Below are 24,710 nucleotides of genomic sequence, written 5' to 3' on the forward strand. Positions count from 1 at the left end.
GCATAGATGCCCAGGTTTAAAGGCTTTGTTTTAGCAATATTTTTGTAAATTTAGTTCGTTTTGAATTATTTTAGACTTTTCGCAGTGCAATCATATAAGATTTGCTTAGAATTAATTAAATAAATTTAGGAGGAATTTTAATGAGATATGCAGTGATTGGAACTGGCTCTCGTTCAGCGATGTATTATGAGGCATTAGTTGAAAACGAAAAGATAGCAGCAGAGAATGAACTGGCTGCTTTACTGGACTTAAATCAGACAAGAATGGATTATGTTAACGAAAGACTGGGGCTGGATCTGCCAACCTATCAGCCACATCAGTTTGGAGAAATGATTGAAAAAGAAAATATTGAAGGAATTGTAGTAACTACCAAAGACTCACACCATCATGAATATATTATCCAAGGCTTAAAAAATGATCTTAAAGTCATCACAGAAAAACCAATGACTACAAATGAGGAGAAAAATCAGGCTATACTTGACACAATGGAGGAAACAGGTAATGATTTGACTGTGACCTTTAATTACCGTTATTCTCCCTATCGTTCCAAAGTTAAGGAAATGCTGCAGGAGGGAGTAATTGGTGAAGTAACAATGGTTGAATTCCACTGGTATCTGGACACAACCCATGGTGCTGATTATTACCGGCGCTGGCATGGAGAAAAAAGAAACTCCGGTTCTCTCTGGGTACATAAGGCAACACACCACTTTGATTTAGTCAACTGGTGGCTAGATTCTACTCCCGAAGAAGTTTTCGCATTTGGTGACAAAAGATTTTATCAACCTGAAACTTTTCCTTATAGAATGAGATGTAAGGACTGTGATGCTAAAGATGAATGTAAATTTGAGCTTGATATGAGTTCATCCGATAAACTTACTGCTCTTTATTTAGATGCAGAGGATGAAGATGGTTATTTTAGAGATCGCTGTGTATTCTCACCAGAAATTAATATCTGGGATACAAGAGCTCTCACAGTTAGATATCAAAACCGGGCTTTATTGAGTTATTCACTCAATAATTATGCACCTTATGAAGGTTATAAGGTTGCTTTTATTGGAACTAAAGGTAGAATTGAACAGGATGTAGTCGAGGCTTCCTATATCAGCGGTCACGATGGAGAATTAGAAAGACAGACACCAGACAATAATATCCGTCTGGAAGTTTTCCCACTCTTCGAAGAATCCTATACCCTGGATGTGGAAGTAGAAGAAGGTGGTCATGGTGGAGGAGATAAGCGTTTATTAGAAGATATTTTTCTCGAAAATCCGGAAGCAGATCCCTTAGGACGTCAGGCCGGAGGTTATGATGGAGCAATGTCCATTTTAACCGGTATTGCAGCCAGACGCTCAATTGAAAAAGATCAGCCAATTAAAATTAAAAATCTGGTTGAATTTCCTTCAGCAGTAAATAAATAATTTCCAATTAATAACTTAAAGTTAACTCCTTATTAATATAATTAAGGCTTCTGATTAATTTCAGGAGCCTTAAAAATTATCTGGATAAAATTAGGAGTGGTGATAGATTTTAGTTTATTATATTTCTTTAACTTTTCGGTATTCAAGTGGTGATAAATCTGTAAATTCTTTAAAAATCCTACCAAAGTGAGTTATATTATTAAAACCAACCTCAGTTGCAATTTCTGTTACAGACAGCTCACTCTGCTGCAGTAGTTTACTGGCCTCCTTAATCCTGATATTATTTTTATACTCCACAAAATTAAAACCTGTAACTTCTTTAAAAGCCCTGCTTAAATAGGCAGAGCTGTAATTAAATTTGGAAGCAAGTTCACTTAAAGTTAATGATTTTTGATAATTTTGACTGATATAGGCTGCTATTTTAGATATATTTTTATGTTTTTGATCAGGATAATCAAGGTTTTGGGAAGCTGATTTTAAAGAAATTCTTTTAATAAAAATTAAAATTTCGATAATCATCATCTTGATATATAATTTGTTTTCAGGCTCGTTAGTTTTCTTGTTTTCTGCAGTCAGCTTAAAAAGCTCTTCTTCCAGCCAGAGCTGTTGTTCGGGATTGAGGCTTAGAACATTTTCTTTTTTCTTAAAAATTTCAAATAATTCAGCTGCTTCCATTTCTTCAGCCAGTGAAGCAAAAAAATTCTGATCAAACTGAATTAAAATCCTCTCATGCTCCGGATTTTGACGGTCAATAGTACTTGTTTTATGTAGAATATTTTTATTGATTAAAACTAGGTCACCTTTTTTAACATGATAGCTCCGCTGATTGATAAAATAATTACGCTCTCCTTTTAAAAGATAGTAAATTTCAAATTGGCTGTGATAATGTCGCTGTTCCATATTGAATGGTTCAGCATCTCTTTTTACATGGGTAATAATTGCTTTATTCATAATTTGCCTCCAGAGTTGAATTGAAAATTGACTAAAATACTTATAATTAAGTTGTTAAATTTGCTTATTTACTAAAATGATTATATAATATTTTATTGAAGAAAGAAAATTGGGGGCAAAAGATTTGAGAATTTTAGCTTTAGATTATGGTAACAAAAGAGTAGGAGTAGCTGTTAGTGATGCTCTGGGCTGGACAGCACAGCCGCTGACAACTCTTAAGATGCATGGACACCAGGAATTACTGGAGGAAATAAAAGAATACATAGACAAATATGAGGTAGAAGAGATTGTAGTTGGAATGCCCTACAATATGGATGGTACAATGGGAAAGAGGGCAGAAATAACTCAGGCTTTTATTAATTTTTTAAAAAACAATCTTGAGCTTCCGATTCAGATTCAGGACGAACGGCTGACAACAAGTCAGGCCAACAACATACTGCTGGAGGCTGATGTCAGCAGAAAAGGAAGAAAAAAGGTAATTGATAAGCTGGCTGCTTCTTTAATTCTGCAGTCTTATCTTAACTCAAAGTAAAACGATAGGTACCAGGTACAAATCAGCTGATTTGTACCTGGTACAGAGGAATTAAATCACAAACTAACAAAACGAAAGGGGTAATATGATGAGTAATGGCAAGTTTTGGATTGACGAAGAAGAAAAAGAACTGGTTTTATCAGATGGCACAGGGGAGAGCCGCTTTATTATAGAAGATGATCTGGTTATTGATGGGGTAAAATACTTAATTATTGTTGATGCCAGAGCTGGAGAAAATGCTGATGCAACAGTAGTTAAAATAATTAATGAAGGTGAAGAAGAAATTATTATTCCTGTCGAAGAAGAAGAGGAATTTGAAAAAGTTCAGGCTGCATATATTGAAGATATGGAATAAAACAACTCTGCTATTTGAAAACTGCCTGGATAATTTTTTATTAATAAATTAATGTATGTTATGAGAGGAAGATTTTGAAGTTGAAAAGAACAGCTTTTATATTTTTGATCTTTATTATAATACTCAGCTTTTCACTGAGGGCTTATTCTTTAATTGAGCCTATAAATCCTGTTGATCCAAGAGATATTATGGTAGAAATAGAACAGGGAATGAGCGGCAGAGCAATTGCAAATCTGCTGGAAGAAGAAGGAGTTATCAAATCCTCAACTATGTTTTATTTGCTGCTCCGATTTAAACAGGTGGATAATCTCCGGGCAGGATATTACCGCTTTTCAACTTCAAATACTCCTCTAGAAATCATTGATAAATTACAGCGGGGAGAAGAAGAACAATTTAAAGTTACTATCCCAGAGGGCTTTACATTTGAAGAAATATTAAATAGATTTTCTGCTTTAGAGATGCCTGAATATGAAAAGGAAGTTTTGAAAAATGAAATTAACAAAGAACTTTCAAAAATAGAAATAGAAAGAAATTTTGAAGTCGAAATTTCTGAGTCTGAAAAGCTTTATCATGCAGAAGGTTTTATTATTCCCAACACCTATAATTTTCCGATGAGCTATGATGAACAGGATATAGCAGAGTCTTTAATAAATTACTTTATAGCTCAGAGACAGCCAGTTTTAAAAGAAGCAGCAGAGGGGAATAGTTATTCTGCTTACGAGCTTTTAATAATATCTTCTTTGATTGAAAAAGAGGGCAGATTGGAAGCAGAGAATAAATTGATAGCTTCAGTAATCTATAATCGTTTAGATCGTGGAATGCCTCTGCAGTTGGATGCCACAGTTCAGTATGCTCTACCAGAAAGAACTGAACGAGTGCTTTATTCTGATCTGCAAATTAATTCTCCTTATAATACTTATTTAATAAGAGAACTGCCTCCTACGCCAATAGCAAGTCCGGGTGATCTTGCGGTAGAAGCAGCAATTAATCCTGATCAAAGTGATTATTTATTCTATTTCGCTCGTGAGGATGGCAGCCATGTCTTTACAGAAAGCTATGAGGAGCATCTCCAAAAACAGCGAGAGCTAAATTAATTAATAGCTAGAAATTTAACCAATTTGAAAATAATTGTCTATTAAGTACAAAGGAAGTAGATTATGAAAATTACTGATATTAATAGCAAATTTTCTAAAAGCAAATATATAGATCAGCAATTTGCTGAAATTGAAAATTATTGTAAAGAAATTCATATTCCAATTATTGATCGAGATGCGGCTGATTTATTAAAACTGCAGTTGAAGCTTAAAAAGCCACATAAAATTTTAGAGATTGGTACAGCACATGGTTTTTCTACACTTTTACTGGCAAAATACACCCCGGAAATGTCTGAGATTACAGCAGTAGAATTTGATCCTGACCGGGCCCAGCAGGCAAAGAAAAATTTTTTAAAATTTAATTATCAGGAAAAAATTGATTTAAAGGTTGGAGATGCCTTTGATGTTTTGCTCTATTTAAAAAAAGATTATGACTTTATTTTTCTTGATGCTGCCAAAGGGCAGTATTTTTATCTTTTTGAATATTTAATGGAGCTTTTAGTTCCAGGAGGACTTTTGATTTCTGATAATGTACTTTATAAAGCTAAGGTTCTTGCAGAAGGTGAAACAAAACATAAAATTAGAACAATGGTCACTAATTTAAAAAAATATTTAAAATTAATTATGAACCATCCAGAACTTGATTCGACAATAGTTACAGCAGGTGATGGGATGGCGATTAGCAGGAGGAAAGATATAAATGAATAAAGTAGAATTACTGGCACCAGCTGGAAGTTTAGAAAAACTAAAAACTGCCATCTTATTTGGTGCTGATGCTGTATATTGTGGAGGTTTAAACTTTGGTTTAAGAGCCGGAGCCGACAACTTTACGGTTGAGGAGCTTGAAGATGGAATTGAATTTGCCCATCAGCGGGACAAAAAAGTTTATATGACCCTTAATATGATTCCTCATAACAGGGAACTGGCTCAACTTCCAGAATATATAGAACAAATTAAAAAACTTAACTTAGATGCTCTTATAATTTCTGATCCGGGTGTTTTTGCTTTTGTAAAAAAAGAAATGCCGGAGATGGAGATTCATATTAGCACTCAGGCCAATAATGTTAACTGGGCTTCTGCTCTTTTCTGGGCGGAACAGGGAGCCGAACGGATAATTCTGGCTCGAGAATTGAGTAGAGATGAAATTGAAGAGATTGCAGACAAAACAGAGGGAAAAGTTGAATTAGAATACTTTGTCCATGGAGCAATGTGTATTTCTTATTCCGGCCGCTGTCTGCTCAGCAATTATTTTGTGGGCCGTGATGCAAATAAGGGAGACTGTGCTCAGTCCTGCCGCTGGAAATATCATCTGGTAGAAGAAAAAAGACCGGGAGAATATTATACAATTGAAGAAAATGACCAGGGCACCTTTATTATGAACTCCAGAGACTTAAATCTGGCTGAAGAAATTCCGGAACTAATAGAATTAGGCTTAAGCAGCTTAAAAATAGAAGGTAGAATGAAAAGTGTCCATTATGCAGCCACAGTTGTGAATACCTATCGGCAGCTGATAGATCAGTATTATGAAAATCCTGAAAACTTTGAGGCTGATCCGGAGCTTTTAGCAGAGCTCAGAAAAATAAGTCACCGTGATTATACCAAAGGTTTTTATTACGGTAAACCGGGAGCCGAAGGACAGAGATACGAAAGTTCTTCTTATTTAAGAACTTACGACTTTATGGGAGTGATTAAGGGTTATGTTCCCACTCAAGCAGAAGCGATTGTTGAAGTAAGGAATAAGATTTTTAAAGGTGATCAACTGGAATTAGTAGTTCCCGGGCAAAAATCATTTACAATTACTGCTGATTACCTTTTAAACGAAGAGGGAGAAGAAATTGAGGCTGCTCCCCATCCAAAACAGTTAATTAAAATACCCCTTGCTTCAGAAGTTCCTGACGGTTCTCTGCTGAGGCGCCAGAAGGAGAATTAGAATGAAGGATACTCAAAAATTAAGATATGAGGTTGACCCCAAAGAAATTAATTATATAGATATGATTATTAAAGCTTATGAAGGAATTGGCACCGTTAATGTGGATCATGATAATCCAGGAGAAATTTGGATTGATGTTACAGAAGGAACTAAAGCTGAGGTTAAGGAAGTGATGGCAGATCTGGGAGAAAAATTTAAAGTAAAGTTAATTTCAGAAGAGAGTAATTAACTGTTGAGCTTCAAAATTTTCCTCGTAAAACCTGAAACAACAGTGATCTTAATAAGTTACCTGATGTATTTTTAAAATTGTAAAATAGGAACATTTGACAATCAGTCAGTAATTGTTTATTATTAAGGTGATATCAAATATAATTTTTTTATAAGTTTATAAGCTGATTTTTGTTGGAGAAATTAAAGGAGGAAAATTAAATTATACATTTAACTAGAAGTGAACAACAGGGAGGTAATTTATGATGCTGAGCAAAAGTAGAGTTTTAATCTCGGTAATGTTACTCCTTATAATGGTGTCTTTTGTCAATCTCGAAGAAGCAGAAGCTCTGGATCTGGCTGAATTTGGAAGTAGAGTGATGCAAAGAGGAGACGAAGGAATAGATGTAGCAGTATTACAGCAGAAGTTAATGCAATTAAATTACTATAATGGAAGTTTAGATGGATTATATGGAAGTGGCACAGCAGAAGCAGTAAAAAGATTTCAGAGAGATAATGGACTTAAGGTAGATGGTGTTTTTGGTGAGAGTTCTTTTGCAGTCATTCCTAATTTGAAAGCAGAATTAAATTTTAACATATCAAGAGATGATATAGTATTACTTGCCAGAATTATTCATGGAGAGGCTCGAGGAGAAGATTTTAAAGGTAAAGTTGCTGTTGGTTCTGTAATTTTAAATAGAATTAATAGTAACCAGTTTCCTAATTCAATTAGAGATGTTATCTTACAGAAGGGACAGTTTAGCAGTTTGATGGATGGTCAGGCTAATTATTATCCTGGAGAAGAAGAACTGCAGGCAGCAAGAGCCGCTCTGCTTGGATATGATCCAACTTTAGGTTCAGTTTATTTCTATAATCCGGATACAGCAACTAATACTGCCTGGATATCCAGACGAAATTTTGTAACCAGAATTGGTGGCCATGTATTTTTAAGGTAAGTTTAAGGACTATCAGTATATAATTTAATAAAAACAAAATAAGATTGCAAAAAAAAAATAGCACCGGCTAAGGTGCTATTTTTTTAGAAATCGATATCCAATTTTTGTTATTTGGGTAAAAATTTATTTTTCTTCCTGCAATTCCTTCATGTTATCCATACATTCACCACAGATTGTTCTACCTTTATATTCGATAGTGTCATCTGCGCTGCCGCAGAAAATACATGCTGGCTCATATTTTTTGAGAATTATTTTTTCTTCATCAACGAAGATTTCCATTGGGTCTTTTTTATTGATATTCATTGTTTTTCTGAGTTCGATTGGAATTACCATTCTACCCAAATCATCAATTTTACGGACGATACCAGTAGATTTCATATTAATTCTCCTTTCATAACAAATTTCGACAAATTATTCTTGTTTATTACATTATATAATCAATTAGAGCTATAGTCAATACCCAAATGTTATTTTTTAAAGTAAAAAATGGATATTTAAGCGAAAAAATTCAAAAAACTTATTAATATTTGTTTAAATATGTGATAAAATATAAATAGTCATCTAAAATGAGGTGTTTTTAATGGAGAAATTAAAAGAAAAGTTTAAAAGAAAGTTAGCAGAAAACAATTATAAACTAACAAAACAGAGAGAAATTATCCTGGATACAATTCTCGAAAAAGAAAACTGGCATTTTACTGCTGAGGATCTTTTTGCAGCTGCACGAAAAAAAGACACGGATATAGGAATGGCGACAATTTATAGAACTCTGGAATTAATGCAGAATTTAGATATTGTGCATGTGCTTGATTTTAATGATGATTCCCGCAAATATGAAATATATTTAGAAGAAGCCCATCATCATCATTTGATTTGTAAGGGTTGTGGTAAGTTGATTGAGTTTAGTGATCAGGATATCGATTATTTTGAATCAGAACTGGAAGAAAAATATGATTTTGAAATTACAGAACACAAATTAAGATTTTACGGATATTGTAATGAGTGTAAAGAAAGTAATTAAGAAAAAAGGGATTTTTTGATCAATAGAGAATATTATATATATAGCAGCAAAGAGAGGTAGGTTGAGCTATGGAAGAAACAAAACAGTGTTTAAAAGATTTAATTGTTTTTCAAAATCTGGATCCAGAAGAATTAGAACTTTTATGTCAAAATTCTTATGCCAAATTTTACGAAAAAGATGAGGTCATCTTTTTTGAAAATGACAGTGTAAAAAAACTATATTTATTAGTAAACGGGAAGGTTAAACTTTCTATGCTATCTGCAGAAGGTAAAGAAAAAGTGCTGACAATTCTGCAGGAGGGAGATATTTTTGGTGAGCTTTCTCTATTTGATGAAGACCCTCATCCACTGACCGCTGAGGTGATGGATGATGCTCGTCTCTTAATCATCCCCTGGAACGAAATGGAAAAAATGATTATCGACCGTCCTTCACTGGCAATTAAAATTATTGAAGCACTATCTAAAAAGACAAGACTTTTAACCAGTCAGGTTAGAGAACTAGTGTTTCAGGATGCTGCCGGCAGATTGGCCAGCTTAATTTCGCGTCTGGCAGAGGACTTTGGCCGTGAAATCGAAGAGGGAACAGTTATTGATCTGGTCTTAACTCACCAGGAGATTGCCAATTTAATTGGATCCTCCAGAGTTACAGTTACTAAATTGATCAATAAGTTTATAGATGATGGTATGATTACAATTAAAAAAAGAAAAATTATTATTACAGACTTCGAATCACTGGGAGAAAAACTGCAAACAATTTTTTAACTTCCAGCTGGGGATGATTCCTGTGGTCTGAAATAATACATAACAGACACGCTGGCAGAATCATTCTGGCGTGTTTTGATTTTTTTAATATTTTTAATTTAAGATTTTAGGAGGTAGAAGATGAGTATTTTTATACCTAATAGTGAAACAAAATTATATGGTTTACTGGGTAAAACACTGAGCCATTCTATTTCTCCATCTCTACATAATAATGGTTTTAGAGATTTAGGGATTAATGCAATTTATTTGATGCTGGAGACTAAGGATCAGGGCCTGGAGGAATATATTGATTCTTTAAAAAATTTAGGTTTTGACGGCTGGAATGTCACTATCCCTCATAAAGAGAGTATTATACCATATTTAAATGGTTTTTCTTCTCTGGCTCGAGCAGCAGGAGCAGTTAATACCGTTTTAAATAGAAAAGGAAGATTAACCGGATATAATACTGATGTTATAGGATTTCAGCGCCAGATTGAGGAATCTGGTGTTAAAGCTAAAAATAAAAGAGCGGTTGTTATTGGCGCAGGTGGAGCTGCGAGAGCAGTTATTGCTGCTATGGTTCAGCTTGACCTGGCGGATATTACTATTATTAACCGGACAGTAGAAAATGCGGAAGAATTGGCAAAACTTTTTAGAGAAGAAAATTCTAAGCAAAACTTTGATTTCTGTAGTCTGGATGAGCAGGAATATGCAGAACCCTTAAAAGCAGCAGATCTGGTGGTTGATACAACTCCGGTTGGGATGTATAGTAATAATATTAAGAACATAGTAATCAATCCTGATTATCTGCATCAAGAGCAGCTGGTAATAGATTTAGTTTATAACCCGCTTAAAACTAAGATTTTAAAAGAAGCAGAAAAAAGAGGGGCTCAGATTGGTAATGGTCTGCCTACTTTGATTTATCAGGCAGAAGCATCATTTAAGCTCTGGACCCAGGAGATGCCGCCTAAGAAAAAATGGTATCAGATAGCGGAAAATGCTGTTCAAGAAATAAAAGCTAAGGCTGAGGAAGAAAACGAAGATGAAGATAATTAATAATTAAATAATTGAAGATGAAGGTTAGATAAAGATGTAAAAGCAAAGCAGTCTAAAGACTGTGACGCAAAGACATAAGTCTAAGGGGAATTTCCCTATTGATTGTTATGTTTGCCTCAGGTGAAAATTGCCAGTGTTTAAAACATGATGGCAATTTTTTGCATTATGAGCTTAGTTTTTTTAAAAAGCATAATTAGAATAAAGCAGGAATCATTATTCTTTTGGAGAATTATCTTATATTAATACTATAAAATGACAAATTTCGATAATAATACTGGAGGTGAGGGAATGACAGCACAAAACAGAAAAAAATTAGGAGAACTTCTAGTAGATCATGAATATATAAGCAGAGAACAATTACAAGAAGCTCTAGATAGATTAAAAAATACAGATAAAAAAATTGGAGAAATTTTAGTTGAACTGGGTTATGTGAAGGAAGAAGATTTGATAGAAGTTTTAGAATTTCAGCGGGGTATTCCCCATGCAGATCTTGATAAATATTTCTTTGATCCTTCTTTAGCAGAATTAATACCCGAAAATATAGCCAGACGTTATTTAGCTGTTCCGATTGAAAAAAGTGATCAGGGTAAATTAAAAGTTGTGATGGCTGATCCAACTGATTTAGTTGCTATAGATGATATAGAAATGTTGAGTAATCTGAGTGTGGACCCACTTTATGGTGCACCCAATCAAATTCGTTCGTCAATTGACAGGCTTTATGGTAATGATGACATTGATATTTCCAATATTTTTGAAGATTTTAATCTTGAGGGTATTGAAGATGTTTCGGATAATCAAAATGAAGAAATTTACGAAGAAGAAGAGATCCGAGAAATGGTAGATGAAGCACCAATTATTAAATTGGCCAATTATATCATCAGCAAGGCCTACCAAAAGGGGGCAAGTGATATTCACATTGAGCCCGAGGATAGTAAAATTAGAGTTCGTTTTAGAATAGATGGGGTTTTAAAAAAGGAAATGACAGCTCCTAAATCTTCGCATCGTGCTTTAGTTTCCAGAATTAAAATTATAGCTAATCTGGATATTACTGAACATCGAGTTCCTCAAGATGGAAGAATCAAAATGATTTTCAAGGATGAAAAGCTTGATATGCGTGTTTCTACCCTGCCTACAATTAAGGGAGAAAAGATAGTTATTCGTCTTTTAGCTCAGAATACAAATCTTTTAGATCTGGATAACTTGGGTCTATCTGATTATAATAGAAAAAAAATAGGACAGTTAATTAAAAAACCAAATGGAGTTTTATTATTAACAGGACCTACTGGTAGTGGTAAATCGACCACACTCTTTGCCGCTTTAAATGAACTCAACAGTCCCCAGATCAATATGGTTACGATAGAGGATCCAGTTGAGTATCAAATTGCTGGTATTAATCAGGTACAGGCAAAAGAAAAATCAGGCTTAACTTTTGCTAAAACCTTACGCTCGATTTTAAGACAGGATCCAGATATCATAATGATTGGTGAGATGCGGGATCAGGAAACTGCCGAAATTGCTGTTCGGTCGGCGTTAACAGGACATCTTGTGTTTAGTACTCTCCATACAAATGATGCTGTAAGTTCTATCACCAGATTAATTGATATGGGTTTAGCTCCTTATCTGGTAGCAGCTTCTTTAAATGGTGTTGTTGCTCAGAGACTTGTACGCAGACTCTGTCCACACTGTAAAGAAAAAAGAAAATTAGAAAAAACAGATTTGAAATTTTTAGATAATCCAGATTTTGAAGAGGCATATTTTGCAGTTGGCTGTGAAAAATGTAATAATACCGGCTATGATGGGCGACTTGCAATTCAGGAAATTTTTGAAATTGATAATCAGGTTAAAGAGATGATCAGTGATAATCTTGCCAAAGAAAAAATTGCTGAATATGCAAAAAATAATGGTATGATCACATTAAAACAGGACGGTATAGAAAAAATTAAAGCCGGAGAAACCGATGTTTCAGAATTAGAAAGAATAATTTATTAAGGCTAGATTGGAGAGTGATGTCATTGGAATTTGATGAGTTATTAAAAATAGTATCTCAGGATGATCAGATTTCTGATCTCCATTTAACTGTTTTTTCGCCACCATATATTCGCAAAAATGGGAAATTAAGACCCTACGAAAAATACAATGGAGAATTAACTGTTGAAGACACCGAAAGATTAGCTAAAGAAATGATGAATGAGAAACAGTATAAAGAATTTAAGGAAAAAGGAGAATTAGATTTTTCTTATAGAATCCCGGGCACTTCTAGATTTCGGGTTAACGCCTATCATCAAAGAGGTAGTGTAGGTATAGCATTAAGAATCATCCCTAATGTAGTCCCCACAATTGATGAGATGGGTTTACCTGAAGTTTTCAAAAAGCTTGCCGGTCAAAGAATGGGATTAATCTTAAGTACCGGACCCACTGGAAGCGGTAAATCCACAACTCAGGCAGCAATAATTAATGAAATAAATCAAAATCGTCAATCTCATATTATGACTTTAGAGGATCCAATAGAATATCTGCATAAACATAACAAAAGTCTGGTTCATCAGCGGGAAGTAGGCAGTGATACAGATAATTTTAAAAGAGGTTTAAGAGCCTGTCTGCGTCAGGATCCAGATGTAATCCTGGTCGGTGAAATGCGAGACTTAGAAACTATCCAGATTGCACTGGAGGCAGCAGAAACTGGTCATTTAGTTCTGGCGACACTGCACACTAATAGTGCTCCTGCTACAATTGACAGGATTATTGATGTTTTTCCCGCAAACCAGCAGGATCAGATTAAAATTCAGCTGGCTTCAGTACTAAGTGCGGTTATTGCTCAGCAATTAATACCGACTAAAGATCAGAGCGGTCGGGTAGCTGCTTTTGAAATTATGATGGCTACTTCAGCCATTAGAAATATTATTCGAGAGGGTAAAACAAATCAGATTTATTCTGCTATTCAGACAGGTGGCCGCTATAATATGGTTACTATGGATAATTCGCTTTTAAAATTATATCAGCGGGGAAAGATTTCTAAGGAATCAGTTTTACATCACTGTAATGATATAAAATATGTGAATGAAAAATTACGTTAAATTTAAGTAAAGAGGTAAGGGAGGTGCAAAATGGCACAACTTTATAGTTATAAAGCTCGCGGTCAGTCCGGTCAGATCTTAAATGGCAGTATCGAAGCAGCCAGCAAAAAAGAGGTAGCAAAAGAGCTGCGGGATAAAAACCTACATGCTGTTTCAATTGAGGAAATTGAAGCTAAAGAAAAGCAGGAAAAAGACTCTAAATTTTCACTGGCTATGGATATTTCAGAGATAAATATTTTTGGCGGCGGCTATAAGGTTTCGGAGCTGGCTAATTTTGCGCAGAGGCTTTCTGTTTTGATTGCTGCAGGAATCCCTCTGGTCAGATCACTGAGCATTATTAAAAACCAGTCAAATATAAAACATGAAAAGGAAATGCTGAGCAAACTATTATCCAATGTAGAGGCAGGAGAAACTTTATCCTACGCTTTACAGGAGCATCCTAAATATTTTCCTAAGTTATTTGTCCATCTGATCAAAGCAGGGGAGACCGGTGGAGTTTTAGATGAAGTATTATCAGAATTAGTAGAATATTACCGCAAAAGAGATAAAATTAATAAAGAAGTTAAATCTGCTTTATATTATCCGATTACTATAGTTATTGTGGCTATTGTAGCGGTTTTTATTTTAATGGGCTTTGTGCTTCCCAATATTTTAGACATGCTGGTAAACTTTGGTGGAGAAATTCCGCTGCCAACTCAGATCTTAATTTTTGTCAGTAATATTATCTCTTCTTACTGGTGGGCAATTTTAATTGCTGCAGCTGGAGCAGGATTTTTACTGAATTCTTATTTCAAAACTCCCAGAGGTAAATTAAGAAAAGATAAGTTTATGTTAAAAATACCTGTTATTGGCGATTTAATCAGAAAAGTTGTTATTGCCAGATTCGCTAGCACATTAGCACTCTTAATTAAAAGTGGAGTTAATATTATTAATGCTTTACCTGTTATTGAAGAAGTTGTAGATAATGAAGTTTTTGCAGATGTTTTATTAGAAACCAGATTGAGAGTTAGAGAGGGTTCAACACTTTCGGAGCCGATTAAGCAGAGTGGAGAGTTTCCACCAATGGTGGTCCAGATGCTAAAAGTTGGGGAAGAAAGTGGTAATATAGAGGATATGTTAAATAAAATATCCGCTTATTATGACATGGAAGTTGCAAATGCAATTGAAGGAAGTATATCTTTAATTGAGCCGGTAATGATTATTGTTTTAGCTGTAATTGTCGGTGGGATTGTAGCTTCGGTTATTTTACCGCTGTTCAGTATCTACAGCAGTTTTTAAATCAGAGTTTTACTTAAGGATAACTAATTTATGTAGCTCACTTAATTGTTATTTATTTTTTATAATGCAATAATTGAACAATACGAAAAATGTTTGTTGAATTTTGAGGAGGTGGGGCTCAAAACAATAAGACTTGTAGTTGAAAGATTTTTATTGAATTTTTAAAACAAAAATAGGAGGAAGAAGATATGAAAAAAATAAGAAAAATTTTTAGTGGAAATGAAGGTTTTACTTTAATTGAATTGTTGATTGTAATTGTTATTTTAGGTGTTCTGGCAGCAATTGCAGTGCCGAATCTGATGGGCTTACAAGATAGTGCAAATGAAGAAGCTGTTAGGGCAAACGCAAGAACTTTGTTGACTGAAATTGAAGCAGAAAGAGTTACTGAAAACCAGAATGCAAATGATATTACAGAACTTAGTGCTTATGAGGCTCTAACTTCAATGGAAGGTGTAGGTATAGCATCTGGAGCAGATAATTCTTTTGATTCTTATGATATAACAGTTACATTAGATGAAGAAGCTTTTATTAATATTGCACAAGGCCGTGTAACTACTACTGGAAATTAAAATTACTAACTAATTTAGGAGGAGAAAGTTTGAATTTAAATAATAACTTTTTGAAAAAGGTTAATCTCCTCCTATTATTTATAATTTTATGTTTAGTTCCAGCATTTATAAGACTGGTTATTGTTAGTAATAATGATAGTGCTAACGTTTGGATTGGTACTTTTAATATTGATTTTTATTCATATTATAAAATGATATTTTTTCTGACTTCCTCATTTTTTCTTTTAATTTTATTTCTTAAATATATTGATCAGAATCAACTTAAGCCAAGCAGATATTATATACCGATTACTATTTACAGTATTTTAGCAGTCATTTCTGCTTTTGCTGCTGAATACAAAGAAATAGTAATTAAAGGTTTTCCTGATCGTTATGAAAATATTTTTGTTCTGCTGGGATATATGTTATTAGTTGTAGTTGTGATCAATATAGTAAAAGATAAAAAATCATTTAAGCTAATTTTAAAGACTTTATTCATTTCAGCCTTTATTTTAGCTATTCACGGTATTTTACAGTTTTATAACTATGATTTACTGGCAACTGAATTTGGGAGAAAGTTAATTACACCTGATGGGCTTGAATTTTTTGTTGATCGTTTGAGTTTTATAGGTAAAAAAGTTATTTATTCTACAATGTATAATCCTAACTATGTAGGCAGTTATGGTTCAATGCTGGTTATTTTGGTTTTAGGTTTATACAGCAGTTCTCAGGATAAGAAAAAAACATTTCTATTAGGAATATTCAGTACTTTGTTATTTGCTTTTTTAATTGGTTCTCGTTCCAGAGCTGGTTTAATGGGGTTTATTGCGGGAACAGCAATTATCTTATTTATGCAGCGGCAGTTTTTAAAAAAACACTGGGTAAGAATTTTAATTATTTTTACTGTTTTTACTTTAGTTTTTATTACTATGAATGCCAGAAGTCTGGACAGTATTTTTAGTGATGTATTATTTCCTAAAACAGAAAAGGAAAAGTATCTGGAAGATGAAATTTTACCACCAATAACGGAAGTTAGTTCTGAAGCTGGTAAATTGAAACTAAAAACAGCTGAAGCAGAATTTGAGATTATGATGAATTCAGAACAGATTAAAGTTTTGAATAAAAAGCCAATCAATGTTTATAATTCAAAAAATGAAGTTAAAGAAGTTGTTTTTAAGGGAGAACAATATCTTAATCACAGCTTTCAGATAAATGAACAAAATAATTTTCTAATCTGGTATTATGGTGGTAAGAGTGCTAAGTTTAATTATCAGGATGGACAGATTTTAATGGCAGGAATGCATAATAATTTATATCCTTTAGTAGAAGCAGAAAGTATTGGTTTTGAGGGTTATGAGAGATTAGGTTCATCCAGAGCCTATATCTGGTCAAGAACTTTACCATTACTAAAAGATACAATTTTCATTGGCCACGGTCCTGATACTTATGCAATGTATTTTCCGCAGGAGGATGTAATAGGGAAACTTAAATTTTTTAGTAATCCTGAAATTATAGTGGATAAACCCCACAATTTATATTTACAGATAGCTGTTAATACAGGAATTATTTCATTATTAGCTTTATTATATTTATGGGAAGATTATATATTTTCTTCATTTATTTTGTATAAGAATAGTGATTTAAGCATCTGGAAGAATAGATTGGGAATTGCATTAATGGGAGCAGTAACTGCATATTTAACAGCTGGATTTTTTAATGATAGTGTTATATCTGTAGCACCAGTTTTCTGGATTTTACTGGGGCTTGGTATTTCTATAAATTATCTGGTAAAAGAAGATAAATTTTAAATGGAGGACATTTTTATGAATTATAATAAAATAGTAGACGAAGAAGGATTTACTCTAATTGAATTATTAATTGTAATAGTTATTTTAGGAACTTTAGCCTCAATAGCTACACCAAATTTGATGGGTCTAACAGAAGAAGCTAGAATTGAGGCAGTAACTTTTAATACCAGAACTTTATTAACTGAGATTGAAGTATATAACTTCCAGGAAGGTAGTTATCCTCAACCGGGATCAACTCAAGATTTTATAACTGATTTTAGTTCAGAATTTAATGCATTAGCTAGTATTGTGCAGGAGCTTGGAAAAGATGATTACAGTCAGTATCATTACAGCAGTAATGGTGAGGAATTCGTTTTTTCAGTTCAGATTCCAAATGGAGAGTATGTGGGGATCTCTGATGAGGATGGATTAGAAGAAGGACTGAATGATCATTTAAGTTTAAATGAATAATAATATAATTATAGACTGATAGGATTGATACTATGATATTTTTAATTTTTATTTTAGGATTAATAATTGGCAGTTTTTTAAATGTAGTAATTTATAGACTACCTGAAGGTAAATCAATAGTTGATCCACCATCACACTGTCCAGTTTGTGGGCATAAGTTAAGCCCCTTGGAATTAATTCCAGTTTTAAGTTATATCTTATTAAGAGGAAAATGTAAATCATGTGGAGTAGATATTTCTATTAGATATCCCGTTATTGAATTATTAACCGGTATTATATTTATTATAAATTATATTTATTTTTCTGATCTGATAATATTAACTGGAGGTTTAATATTTTCTTCCTTATTGATTATTTTAACTATGATTGATTTTGACCATCAAATACTTCCTGACAAATTGACATTAGGTGGACTTGGAGTAGGATTTATTTTCAGCTTTTTTAGATCTGATATTACTGTAATTTATTCTCTGGCAGGCATACTGGCAGCCGGAGGCTTATTATTTTTGATAGCTCTGCTCAGCAAAGGTGGCATGGGTGGTGGAGATATTAAAATGATGGCAATGGTCGGCAGCTTTACTGGACCGATAATTGCTGTTAGTTCGATCTTTTTAGGAGCAATGATTGCTTTAATAGCTCATTTACCTGGTCTAGTTTCTGGAAAAACAGGAATGAAAACTAAACTTCCTTTTGGGCCATTTTTGGCACTTGGTTCTTTAATTTTATGGTTCTGGTCTGAGGAACTATTTGATTTGTATATTAACTTGTTTATTTAAATACAATAGGCGTTTGCAAAATAGGAAAAGAAAATAGCAAAAAACTGTAAGTAATGGGTTAAATTCAATTTTTAGATTCAAAAAATTAAATAAGAAAATGTCTTAATAAAAATAGGCATAACAAAATAAACCTATGAATACAGGTTTTAAAAAAAGATATTAAAAGATTTAAATTCTAAGCAATTAGTGGTCTTAAAGATCTAATATTTTCTGGTTTATTTATTTTATCAGCCAGAATTAGTGTTAAAAGCTGAGTGATTCCAGCCAGAAAAACATCGGATTTAACACTCTTTAGATTCTGAGTTTTTAAGTTACCAGTAACCATAGCATCTTTGAAATAGTTAATTGTCTGTTCTACTACTCCTCGTTTTTTGTAGAGATTTATCCAGTCATCTGTATCTCTAATGATACCAGGATAAGTTCTTAAATCCTGATTGGGATAGGTGTAAACAACTCTACCGTAACTGGAGTCAGTACAAGGGTTTTCACAGTAACAATTTCTTTTACCACCTATATGGTTGATTTTAGGACAGACAAATTTAAATCTGGGACTGCGGTTTTTTTCCCTTGACCATCCAGTTGGTTTCATTGTTAGAGAGGAATCATAAGGGCATAAAGGCCAGCCATTTTCATTGTATTCTGGCTGTGGTAAATCTGATTTAGTGTTTCTAGAATTAAGCGGTATAACTGCTTTATCAAAACCAAAATCATTGATTAAGAAGGGATAGGTCTGGTAGCTATCAAAGGCAGAATCGCCGATGAAAGTAGAATATTGGTGTTCATTGTGAAGATTAAAATAATCTTCTAAAACAGGTTTTAAAGAAGTAGAATCACCAATAGATTTATCTTCATCAGGTGAATCAGTCTTTTTATCAACTGGTACTTCAGGATGATTTTCTTTAAATTCATTATCCAAAAAAGAAATGTGACGGATAATGCCCAGGCCATTGGTTACAATACCTGCTTTGTAAACATAACAGAAATGACCGTTGATGTAGAGCTGTTTAATCTGATTATCAGCCTGAGCATAAGATGGCATTGAATTGTAGGCAAAACCATAAACGTTATCAACATTACTATCATTTTTATAGATGTTTTTAAGTTTCCGAATGATATTGTTTATGTATTTAGGGTTGTTTTCTGTCACATAGGGTTCAAAGCCAGTTGTATCATATATAAAAAGATCAGACAGTAGAGGATCAATTTTTCTGCAAATTGGGTCAGTGATATCAACAAGGTGATAAAAAAGTTCTTCCAGATGATCCTCAAAATTAGTTTTAAAACGAGAGAACTGAGAGATATCGGGTACAGAGTTAAAGCCACAAAACTTTCTTAAATCACTGCTTAAAGCGAAAATGTTAACTAGGAGCACAAGAGTTGGTATTCCCAATATTTTTTGCAGAATAAAAGCAGAAAGCATTGACTCCAATCTGTAAGTTCTATCTCTACCAAAATATTTGTAGTAAGTATTGTAGAAACTGGCAGAAATAAATTCAGATAAATCAAGATATTGATCGAGCATTTCAAGGAATTGAGGTTTATCATTTTGAGCCCAATCTTTGGCCTGTTCATAAAGATCACCAAAAGACAATTGTTTTTTAGAATTAAAAGACATTATGATTTCCTCCTTTTAGTGTGTGGTATTTTTAGTATTTCTAACTATATTATACCATATTTTAAAGGGGAAGTCACCAAAATTTTATGTTTTGAGCCCTGTTATTTCGGGCCTTAGACATTATACAAATGACTATATTTAAATACAAAAGAAGGGGGCAATTTAATGAGGATAAATAATAGTAATGGACTGACTTTAATCGAAACAGTAATAGCATTGTCCCTTGTTGTAGTTCTGGCAACTGCTTTTGCTGGTGCTATGTTAACAGGATTGAAAAGCGAAAAAACTACAAATGATTTAGATAGAGCAGTAAATTTTTCTGCTTCAATTTATGAATATTTTAATCTTAAATTTGAATTTATTTTATCAAGTATAGAATTAAATTCTAATAGTTATAATAATAGTTTGGAAAATTTCAAAAATGAAATTGATAATGGTCAGTTTAATAATATTTATGATCTTTATACTGAAAATTTAGATTATGATTTAGATAATTCTAAAATATTAATTGAAAAAATTAATGAAGATTTAAAACTGTATAAAGTTGAACTTATTATTGCTTGGAGTAGCGGCAATGAAAATAATTCATATAAATTAGAAAGTATTTTTGGTGGTTCAGATGAATAAAAACGAACACTTAGTATATAACAATGGAATAACTTTAATTGAAATTTTAATGGCTGTGATTATTCTTGGAGCAGTTATGTCTATTGCAACCCCAATGATTATTCAAACTTTTAATATAGTTGAGGATAGTTCTGTTAGAATAACTAAAAATAGAATGGCAGATATTATGCTGGAAGATATTAGTAAATATTTTAGGTCTGCAGTTAGTTATGATAAAAATACAATAAATGGTTTAGATATTTATGAGTTTGAAGCTTTTTCTCCTCAAGATGGAAACAGAAAAAATTATAAAATTATTGAAACCTCTGATTCTAAATTAGAATTTAGAGAGAATGGCAATTTAATAAGGAAAATTGATAATGTTGATGATTTTAATATTAATGAAGATAATCCCCCTTTATATATTTTTAAATTAAGAGTTATTATACAATCTGAAGAAATAATAAAACAATTTAATTTGGATGCTAGGAATATACCTGTTGAAAATGAATAAAATTAATGATCAAGAAAGGGGGATTTGCAATGATTCATTTAAATAATAATAAAGGTATTGCATTAATAATGGTTTTATTAATGGTTTTGGTTGTGGGAGTTTTGAGTGGTTCTTTATTAGTAGCCTATAATAGTAATATAATTCAAAGTAGTAATAATGCCAAAAAAACAAGAGCTTTTTATGCAGCTGAAGGTGGAGCAAATTATTTAGCGGCATATATAAATAATTTTAATGAAGAAGAGGGCAGTCTGGGTTTTTATCTTCCTTATGAATTTGACAATCGTTATGATAAAATTATCGAAGAAATACGAGACTTTGATGCAGTTGAAATTGGCAGTTATGAAGTTGACTACAATCTTAATGAACTATCAGAAGATACATTTGAGGTAGAGATAACTGCCCGCGATGGGTCCAGCCAGGAGAAAATAATGACAACTTATCGCATTGCTTCAGAAGGATTATCCTTTTTTGCTCATGCTTTAGCTGCACGCTCTATAGAACTAAATGGGACCCTAACTCTGGAAGGTGGGTATCCTGATGCAGATTCCTTTCCGACGATAGCGACTGGTGAAACAAGCGTCGAGTCTGATCTAACTAAGGATAATGTTGATCTACAGGAACTGGTTGATTGGTGGTTTTTTAGAAGGTATGAATCAATGACAGGTTCTGATTATGATGAAGCTTATGAGAAAACATTTGAATTTTATGGTAATGAAACTGATAAAGAATTATATTTACCTGAATCTGATCAATCAGAAGAATTTACGGCTTATGTCAGAGGGATTAATTTCAGAGAAGTTTTGAAACAAAATGGAATTACAAATTATATTATTGGGTATGATGAAAATGATAATCCAGTTACGGTTTCTTTAAGTCAATTTGATTATGCAGATGGTGACTTAGAAACTCAATATGACATTAGTCAAATTACACCTGATATTGATCCAGATAAACTTGACCTTTCAAATTTCACAGGTGATTTCCCAGAAGACCTGAATGGATACTATGAAGACATGGATGATTTTAAAAATTATTCAAATTCTAATACAGGACCATATATTTATATAGATGAGTTTGCTTTCACTCCCAGTAGCGGGTGGTATGATTATCAAATCGATTTCACAAACATTAATACTGTTAATGCTGGAACAGATGGTGCAGGGGTTGTTCAGATGTATATAGATGATGATATAGATTTTTCAAATACAAATAGTAATATATATTTTAAATCTAGAACAGAAAAAAGTATACTGGTTCAGTCAGGAGGGGCAGAAATTAATCTGGATAATAATCGGATATTATATTATTCCTCTGGTTATGAGGGACAGATAAAAAGTATAGCCTATTATGCTCCAAATGCGACTATGAGAATTGCCGGTAGGATGCCGGGAACTGGCTGGGGGCAGTCCTATAATGTCAATAAAATTATTATGGAAGATGATGTCACTTTTCCGACTTTTGAATATGACCCAGAAGAATCAGGTTTATATGGAAATATTCATCCTGATATAGCAGGTTATTTTGGTGATGAAGATGATAAAGAGTTAGTTAATAAATTTCCTGGAGAAACTTTTCGGACAAAATGGAGACAGATTAAGTAGTGTAATAGGTTATTTAAAAGAAAGGGGATGATTTGATGGCAATAAGCCCATTATCGCTAATCAGAGGAATAAAATACACAAGTATTGATTTTGGTCATAGCAGCATCAAATATTTAAACACCAGAGTTAAAAACAATAAATTTAAGCTACTTGCTTCTGGACGCAGAGAAATTCCTACAGGTACAATTAATGACGGTAAAGTAGTTGATACTCATCTTTTAACTAAAATTATAGAAGATATTTTTAATGAAAAAAATATGGAACCAGGAGTTTTAATGCTTACACCTGCTTCCGGACAGGAATTTGTTAGAAATATTAAAATGCCTAAAATGCCGAGAGAGGAATTAAAGGAAGCATTAATCTGGGAGGTTCAGGACTTTCTGGATTTAGAAGCAGAAAAGATAGCTTTAGATTACATTATTTCTAATGAAAAAGAAGATCAATATGAGTTATTGGTAACAGGTATCTCTAAAGATGTTTTAAATGGTTACTTAGAGATTTTTGAAACGAACATGTTAAAAGTTAAAGTTTTTAATCTAGAAGATATGGCTTTAATTTCTTTACTATCTAAGAAAAAGAAACTGGAAAATCCATCTTTAATCTTAGATGTTGGAGCCAGCAGTTCTAAGATTTTAATAGCAGCTAAAAACAAATTATTTTTAAGCAGGGAAGTTGATACTTCCGGAAATAATTTCAGCAGCTTATTTTTAAATGAAGAAAACAATCAAGAAGAAGCTGAAATTGAAAAGAAAAAGTTTAAATTTTTTCCCGATCAGGCAGGAGAAGAAAATCTTAATTTAATGCTTTCTGATATTAATACTGCAGAAACTCTGCAAAAAAAGGTTAAAGATCTGGCAGATGAAATAATTTTTGAAGTAAATCGTTCTCTGGAATATTATAATGAAAGAAATTCAGAAAATACAGTAGATGATATTTATTTGACCGGTGGGGGATTACTTTTAAATGGATTAGTTGATTACTTTAAAGAAGAAATAGATAATGAAATATTTGTTATTGATCCTCTAAAAGAGTTTCAAATAAAAGAAAAGACAAATCAAATTAACAATCATTATTTAGCAACTGCTGCTGGTACTATTATGAGTGAGGTGATGCATAATGAGAGTTAACCTCCTGGAAAAAGATGAAGGTCTAAAAATTCAATGGATGGAAATTGTAGTGGTTTTAATTATTATTTTCACTTTTGCAGCACCTGCTTTTAATTATTATCTTAATTATGTTGAAGTAAAAAATTTAGAACAGCGGCAAAGTAATTGGGAAACCAGACTTCAGGCTTTAAGGCCAGAAGAACGGCGTTATTATCGACTGGAAGAAGAGATAGCTAATTTTAAACTTCCGGAACGGGTAGAACTTGAAAAGTATACAGTTTCTCCCTTTTTCTTAGAGTTTGCTGAAATAACTGGTGATGATATTAGTTTTAATAATTTGGATTACAGCAGTGGTCAGATAAATATAAATGGCAGGGCAGAAGATCTTAGATCATTATTAGATTTTAGTTCTCGCATTTTCAATTCAGAAGTTTTTTCTATTATTTCTTTAGAGAGATTTCAGAATAATGAGCAGTTAGAATTTAATCTGGTAGTAGAATTGGACAATAGGGAGAGAGGGGCGATTTATAATGAGTAATTTATCCAAAAGAGAGAAAGTACTACTTTTTATTTTATTTGTAACAGTAGTATTTGTTGCTTATTATTATCTACTTTATCAACCTATTCAGGCTGAACAGCAAAATTTAGAAAATCAGATAGCTAATACTCAGAGCGAATATACAACTGTTCTCTCACGAGTTAATCAAATTGAAGATTTAAAAAAGGAATTGGCAAATTTACAGAGGGAAAGACAAGAGCGTCTGGAAATAGTTATTAGAGAGGCAGAAGAAATATTAGCAGCTATTGATTTTTTCGCCAGAGAAAGTGATGTTGAGATTAGAAGTTATCAAAAAGGAAATGCCAATAATGGATATCCTTTTACTTTTAATATAGAGGGAGAATATTTTGAGTTGCTCTCTTTTCTAAGAATGCTTGACAATTGGGATTATCGTTTAGTTGTAGAAAATTTATCTGCTAATAATATCCAGCAGGAAGATAATTTGATGTCTTTAACTCTTAATTTATTTTATCATCAATCAGATGAGTTAAGAGATTTTATAGAAAGATCAGCGGGGTGAT

The 24,710-nt window shown here is 32.9% G+C and carries 27 protein-coding genes and 1 riboswitch; of the genes, 24 read left to right on the top strand and 3 right to left on the bottom strand.

Annotated elements, in window-relative coordinates; translation table 11 throughout:
• The first annotated feature begins 140 nt into the window (after positions 1–140).
• On the top strand, positions 141–1,415 hold the full coding sequence (locus tag C8C76_RS06405; protein WP_108139768.1) for a Gfo/Idh/MocA family protein: 1,275 nt from the start codon (positions 141–143) through the stop codon (positions 1,413–1,415).
• A 117-nt stretch (positions 1,416–1,532) separates the two neighbouring features.
• Here C8C76_RS06405 and C8C76_RS06410 read toward each other — a convergent pair whose 3' ends face one another.
• Entirely contained in the window at positions 1,533–2,366 is an 834-nt protein-coding gene (locus tag C8C76_RS06410; RefSeq protein WP_108139770.1) for an AraC family transcriptional regulator, read from the bottom strand.
• A 124-nt stretch (positions 2,367–2,490) separates the two neighbouring features.
• Between C8C76_RS06410 and ruvX the strand changes: the two genes are divergently transcribed.
• The 7 genes from ruvX to C8C76_RS06445 all read left to right on the top strand — a co-directional run bounded on the left by ruvX (position 2,491) and on the right by C8C76_RS06445 (position 7,440).
• A complete protein-coding gene (gene ruvX, locus C8C76_RS06415) occupies positions 2,491–2,898 on the top strand; it encodes a Holliday junction resolvase RuvX (RefSeq protein ID WP_108139772.1) in 408 nt (135 codons plus the stop codon).
• 88 nt (positions 2,899–2,986) lie between these two features.
• The gene (locus C8C76_RS06420) at positions 2,987–3,253 is read left to right on the top strand and encodes a DUF1292 domain-containing protein (protein WP_108139774.1); all 267 of its coding nucleotides are present in this window, start codon (positions 2,987–2,989) and stop codon (positions 3,251–3,253) included.
• A 74-nt stretch (positions 3,254–3,327) separates the two neighbouring features.
• A complete protein-coding gene (mltG, locus tag C8C76_RS06425) occupies positions 3,328–4,347 on the top strand; it encodes an endolytic transglycosylase MltG (protein WP_258222433.1) in 1,020 nt (339 codons plus the stop codon).
• A 63-nt stretch (positions 4,348–4,410) separates the two neighbouring features.
• Entirely contained in the window at positions 4,411–5,055 is a 645-nt protein-coding gene (locus tag C8C76_RS06430; RefSeq protein ID WP_108139778.1) for an O-methyltransferase, read from the top strand.
• Positions 5,048–6,277, top strand: a complete 1,230-nt coding sequence (locus C8C76_RS06435; RefSeq protein ID WP_108139780.1) for a peptidase U32 family protein — start codon at positions 5,048–5,050, stop codon at positions 6,275–6,277. Before C8C76_RS06430 ends, C8C76_RS06435 begins: the two co-directional genes overlap by 8 nt.
• Position 6,278: 1 nt before the next feature.
• On the top strand, positions 6,279–6,506 hold the full coding sequence (locus C8C76_RS06440; protein ID WP_108139782.1) for a DUF4911 domain-containing protein: 228 nt from the start codon (positions 6,279–6,281) through the stop codon (positions 6,504–6,506).
• A 241-nt stretch (positions 6,507–6,747) separates the two neighbouring features.
• Positions 6,748–7,440 carry a cell wall hydrolase gene (locus tag C8C76_RS06445; protein ID WP_258222434.1) on the top strand — a complete coding sequence of 231 codons (693 nt, stop codon included), beginning with the start codon at positions 6,748–6,750 and terminating at the stop codon, positions 7,438–7,440.
• Between the two features lie 123 nt (positions 7,441–7,563).
• Here the strand turns inward: C8C76_RS06445 and C8C76_RS06450 are convergent, their stop codons facing one another.
• Positions 7,564–7,818: an AbrB/MazE/SpoVT family DNA-binding domain-containing protein gene (locus C8C76_RS06450; protein WP_108139784.1), complete on the bottom strand. Its 255-nt coding sequence runs from the start codon at positions 7,816–7,818 to the stop codon at positions 7,564–7,566.
• Between the two features lie 202 nt (positions 7,819–8,020).
• Here C8C76_RS06450 and C8C76_RS06455 point away from each other — a divergent pair, with 202 nt between their 5' ends.
• The 10 genes from C8C76_RS06455 to C8C76_RS06500 all read left to right on the top strand — a co-directional run bounded on the left by C8C76_RS06455 (position 8,021) and on the right by C8C76_RS06500 (position 18,188).
• A complete protein-coding gene (locus C8C76_RS06455) occupies positions 8,021–8,458 on the top strand; it encodes a Fur family transcriptional regulator (protein ID WP_108139786.1) in 438 nt (145 codons plus the stop codon).
• 68 nt (positions 8,459–8,526) lie between these two features.
• Complete coding sequence (locus C8C76_RS06460; protein WP_108139788.1) at positions 8,527–9,219, top strand: Crp/Fnr family transcriptional regulator; 693 nt, start codon at positions 8,527–8,529, stop codon at positions 9,217–9,219.
• A 120-nt stretch (positions 9,220–9,339) separates the two neighbouring features.
• Positions 9,340–10,254, top strand: coding sequence for a shikimate dehydrogenase (locus tag C8C76_RS06465; RefSeq protein ID WP_108139790.1), 915 nt, complete (start codon positions 9,340–9,342; stop codon positions 10,252–10,254).
• Between the two features lie 31 nt (positions 10,255–10,285).
• Positions 10,286–10,373, top strand: a riboswitch (cyclic di-GMP riboswitch).
• Positions 10,374–10,542: 169 nt separating this feature from the next.
• Positions 10,543–12,243: a GspE/PulE family protein gene (locus tag C8C76_RS06470; RefSeq protein ID WP_108139792.1), complete on the top strand. Its 1,701-nt coding sequence runs from the start codon at positions 10,543–10,545 to the stop codon at positions 12,241–12,243.
• Between the two features lie 23 nt (positions 12,244–12,266).
• Positions 12,267–13,328, top strand: a complete 1,062-nt coding sequence (locus C8C76_RS06475) for a type IV pilus twitching motility protein PilT (protein ID WP_108139794.1) — start codon at positions 12,267–12,269, stop codon at positions 13,326–13,328.
• Between the two features lie 30 nt (positions 13,329–13,358).
• Positions 13,359–14,606 carry a type II secretion system F family protein gene (locus C8C76_RS06480; protein ID WP_108139796.1) on the top strand — a complete coding sequence of 416 codons (1,248 nt, stop codon included), beginning with the start codon at positions 13,359–13,361 and terminating at the stop codon, positions 14,604–14,606.
• Between the two features lie 188 nt (positions 14,607–14,794).
• Entirely contained in the window at positions 14,795–15,175 is a 381-nt protein-coding gene (locus tag C8C76_RS15455) for a competence type IV pilus major pilin ComGC (protein WP_108139798.1), read from the top strand.
• A 29-nt stretch (positions 15,176–15,204) separates the two neighbouring features.
• Positions 15,205–16,962, top strand: a complete 1,758-nt coding sequence (locus C8C76_RS06490) for an O-antigen ligase family protein (protein ID WP_108139800.1) — start codon at positions 15,205–15,207, stop codon at positions 16,960–16,962.
• A 15-nt stretch (positions 16,963–16,977) separates the two neighbouring features.
• Positions 16,978–17,412: a type II secretion system protein gene (locus C8C76_RS15460; protein WP_181248160.1), complete on the top strand. Its 435-nt coding sequence runs from the start codon at positions 16,978–16,980 to the stop codon at positions 17,410–17,412.
• Positions 17,413–17,444: 32 nt separating this feature from the next.
• Positions 17,445–18,188, top strand: coding sequence for a prepilin peptidase (locus C8C76_RS06500; protein ID WP_108139804.1), 744 nt, complete (start codon positions 17,445–17,447; stop codon positions 18,186–18,188).
• Between the two features lie 175 nt (positions 18,189–18,363).
• Here C8C76_RS06500 and C8C76_RS06505 read toward each other — a convergent pair whose 3' ends face one another.
• Positions 18,364–19,803: a transposase gene (locus C8C76_RS06505; RefSeq protein ID WP_108139806.1), complete on the bottom strand. Its 1,440-nt coding sequence runs from the start codon at positions 19,801–19,803 to the stop codon at positions 18,364–18,366.
• Between the two features lie 165 nt (positions 19,804–19,968).
• Here C8C76_RS06505 and C8C76_RS06510 point away from each other — a divergent pair, with 165 nt between their 5' ends.
• The 6 genes from C8C76_RS06510 to C8C76_RS06535 are packed head-to-tail and all read left to right on the top strand — an operon-like array spanning position 19,969 to position 24,709.
• On the top strand, positions 19,969–20,430 hold the full coding sequence (locus C8C76_RS06510) for a type IV pilus modification PilV family protein (RefSeq protein WP_108139808.1): 462 nt from the start codon (positions 19,969–19,971) through the stop codon (positions 20,428–20,430).
• Positions 20,423–20,923: a type II secretion system protein gene (locus tag C8C76_RS06515; protein WP_108139810.1), complete on the top strand. Its 501-nt coding sequence runs from the start codon at positions 20,423–20,425 to the stop codon at positions 20,921–20,923. The genes C8C76_RS06510 and C8C76_RS06515 overlap by 8 nt, the downstream gene beginning before the upstream one ends.
• Positions 20,924–20,952: 29 nt before the next feature.
• Complete coding sequence (locus C8C76_RS06520; RefSeq protein ID WP_108139811.1) at positions 20,953–22,524, top strand: hypothetical protein; 1,572 nt, start codon at positions 20,953–20,955, stop codon at positions 22,522–22,524.
• Between the two features lie 35 nt (positions 22,525–22,559).
• On the top strand, positions 22,560–23,651 hold the full coding sequence (gene pilM, locus C8C76_RS06525; RefSeq protein ID WP_108139813.1) for a pilus assembly protein PilM: 1,092 nt from the start codon (positions 22,560–22,562) through the stop codon (positions 23,649–23,651).
• Positions 23,641–24,168 (top strand): PilN domain-containing protein, encoded by a 528-nt coding sequence (locus C8C76_RS06530; protein ID WP_108139815.1) that lies wholly within the window; start codon positions 23,641–23,643, stop codon positions 24,166–24,168. Before pilM ends, C8C76_RS06530 begins: the two co-directional genes overlap by 11 nt.
• Positions 24,161–24,709 (top strand): type 4a pilus biogenesis protein PilO, encoded by a 549-nt coding sequence (locus tag C8C76_RS06535; protein ID WP_108139817.1) that lies wholly within the window; start codon positions 24,161–24,163, stop codon positions 24,707–24,709. Before C8C76_RS06530 ends, C8C76_RS06535 begins: the two co-directional genes overlap by 8 nt.
• Position 24,710 lies beyond the last annotated feature (1 nt).

It is taken from the genome of Halanaerobium saccharolyticum (genome assembly GCF_003053565.1).
GTDB lineage: Bacteria > Bacillota > Halanaerobiia > Halanaerobiales > Halanaerobiaceae > Halanaerobium > Halanaerobium saccharolyticum_B.

What these genes read in the sequence shown, in the direction of transcription:
- C8C76_RS06510 (WP_108139808.1), top strand. Translation starts at nt 19,969, where the DNA reads ATGAGGATAAATAATAGTAATGGACTGACTTTAATCGAAACAGTAATA.
- C8C76_RS06535 (WP_108139817.1), top strand. Translation starts at nt 24,161, where the DNA reads ATGAGTAATTTATCCAAAAGAGAGAAAGTACTACTTTTTATTTTATTT.
- C8C76_RS06455 (WP_108139786.1), top strand. Translation starts at nt 8,021, where the DNA reads ATGGAGAAATTAAAAGAAAAGTTTAAAAGAAAGTTAGCAGAAAACAAT.
- C8C76_RS06470 (WP_108139792.1), top strand. Translation starts at nt 10,543, where the DNA reads ATGACAGCACAAAACAGAAAAAAATTAGGAGAACTTCTAGTAGATCAT.
- C8C76_RS06505 (WP_108139806.1), bottom strand. Translation starts at nt 19,803, where the DNA reads ATGTCTTTTAATTCTAAAAAACAATTGTCTTTTGGTGATCTTTATGAA.
- C8C76_RS06450 (WP_108139784.1), bottom strand. Translation starts at nt 7,818, where the DNA reads ATGAAATCTACTGGTATCGTCCGTAAAATTGATGATTTGGGTAGAATG.
- C8C76_RS06520 (WP_108139811.1), top strand. Translation starts at nt 20,953, where the DNA reads ATGATTCATTTAAATAATAATAAAGGTATTGCATTAATAATGGTTTTA.
- C8C76_RS15455 (WP_108139798.1), top strand. Translation starts at nt 14,795, where the DNA reads ATGAAAAAAATAAGAAAAATTTTTAGTGGAAATGAAGGTTTTACTTTA.
- pilM (WP_108139813.1), top strand. Translation starts at nt 22,560, where the DNA reads ATGGCAATAAGCCCATTATCGCTAATCAGAGGAATAAAATACACAAGT.
- C8C76_RS06460 (WP_108139788.1), top strand. Translation starts at nt 8,527, where the DNA reads ATGGAAGAAACAAAACAGTGTTTAAAAGATTTAATTGTTTTTCAAAAT.
- C8C76_RS06445 (WP_258222434.1), top strand. Translation starts at nt 6,748, where the DNA reads ATGATGCTGAGCAAAAGTAGAGTTTTAATCTCGGTAATGTTACTCCTT.
- C8C76_RS15460 (WP_181248160.1), top strand. Translation starts at nt 16,978, where the DNA reads ATGAATTATAATAAAATAGTAGACGAAGAAGGATTTACTCTAATTGAA.
- C8C76_RS06465 (WP_108139790.1), top strand. Translation starts at nt 9,340, where the DNA reads ATGAGTATTTTTATACCTAATAGTGAAACAAAATTATATGGTTTACTG.
- C8C76_RS06420 (WP_108139774.1), top strand. Translation starts at nt 2,987, where the DNA reads ATGAGTAATGGCAAGTTTTGGATTGACGAAGAAGAAAAAGAACTGGTT.
- C8C76_RS06515 (WP_108139810.1), top strand. Translation starts at nt 20,423, where the DNA reads ATGAATAAAAACGAACACTTAGTATATAACAATGGAATAACTTTAATT.
- C8C76_RS06410 (WP_108139770.1), bottom strand. Translation starts at nt 2,366, where the DNA reads ATGAATAAAGCAATTATTACCCATGTAAAAAGAGATGCTGAACCATTC.
- C8C76_RS06430 (WP_108139778.1), top strand. Translation starts at nt 4,411, where the DNA reads ATGAAAATTACTGATATTAATAGCAAATTTTCTAAAAGCAAATATATA.
- C8C76_RS06405 (WP_108139768.1), top strand. Translation starts at nt 141, where the DNA reads ATGAGATATGCAGTGATTGGAACTGGCTCTCGTTCAGCGATGTATTAT.
- C8C76_RS06480 (WP_108139796.1), top strand. Translation starts at nt 13,359, where the DNA reads ATGGCACAACTTTATAGTTATAAAGCTCGCGGTCAGTCCGGTCAGATC.
- C8C76_RS06530 (WP_108139815.1), top strand. Translation starts at nt 23,641, where the DNA reads ATGAGAGTTAACCTCCTGGAAAAAGATGAAGGTCTAAAAATTCAATGG.
- C8C76_RS06435 (WP_108139780.1), top strand. Translation starts at nt 5,048, where the DNA reads ATGAATAAAGTAGAATTACTGGCACCAGCTGGAAGTTTAGAAAAACTA.
- C8C76_RS06500 (WP_108139804.1), top strand. Translation starts at nt 17,445, where the DNA reads ATGATATTTTTAATTTTTATTTTAGGATTAATAATTGGCAGTTTTTTA.
- C8C76_RS06440 (WP_108139782.1), top strand. Translation starts at nt 6,279, where the DNA reads ATGAAGGATACTCAAAAATTAAGATATGAGGTTGACCCCAAAGAAATT.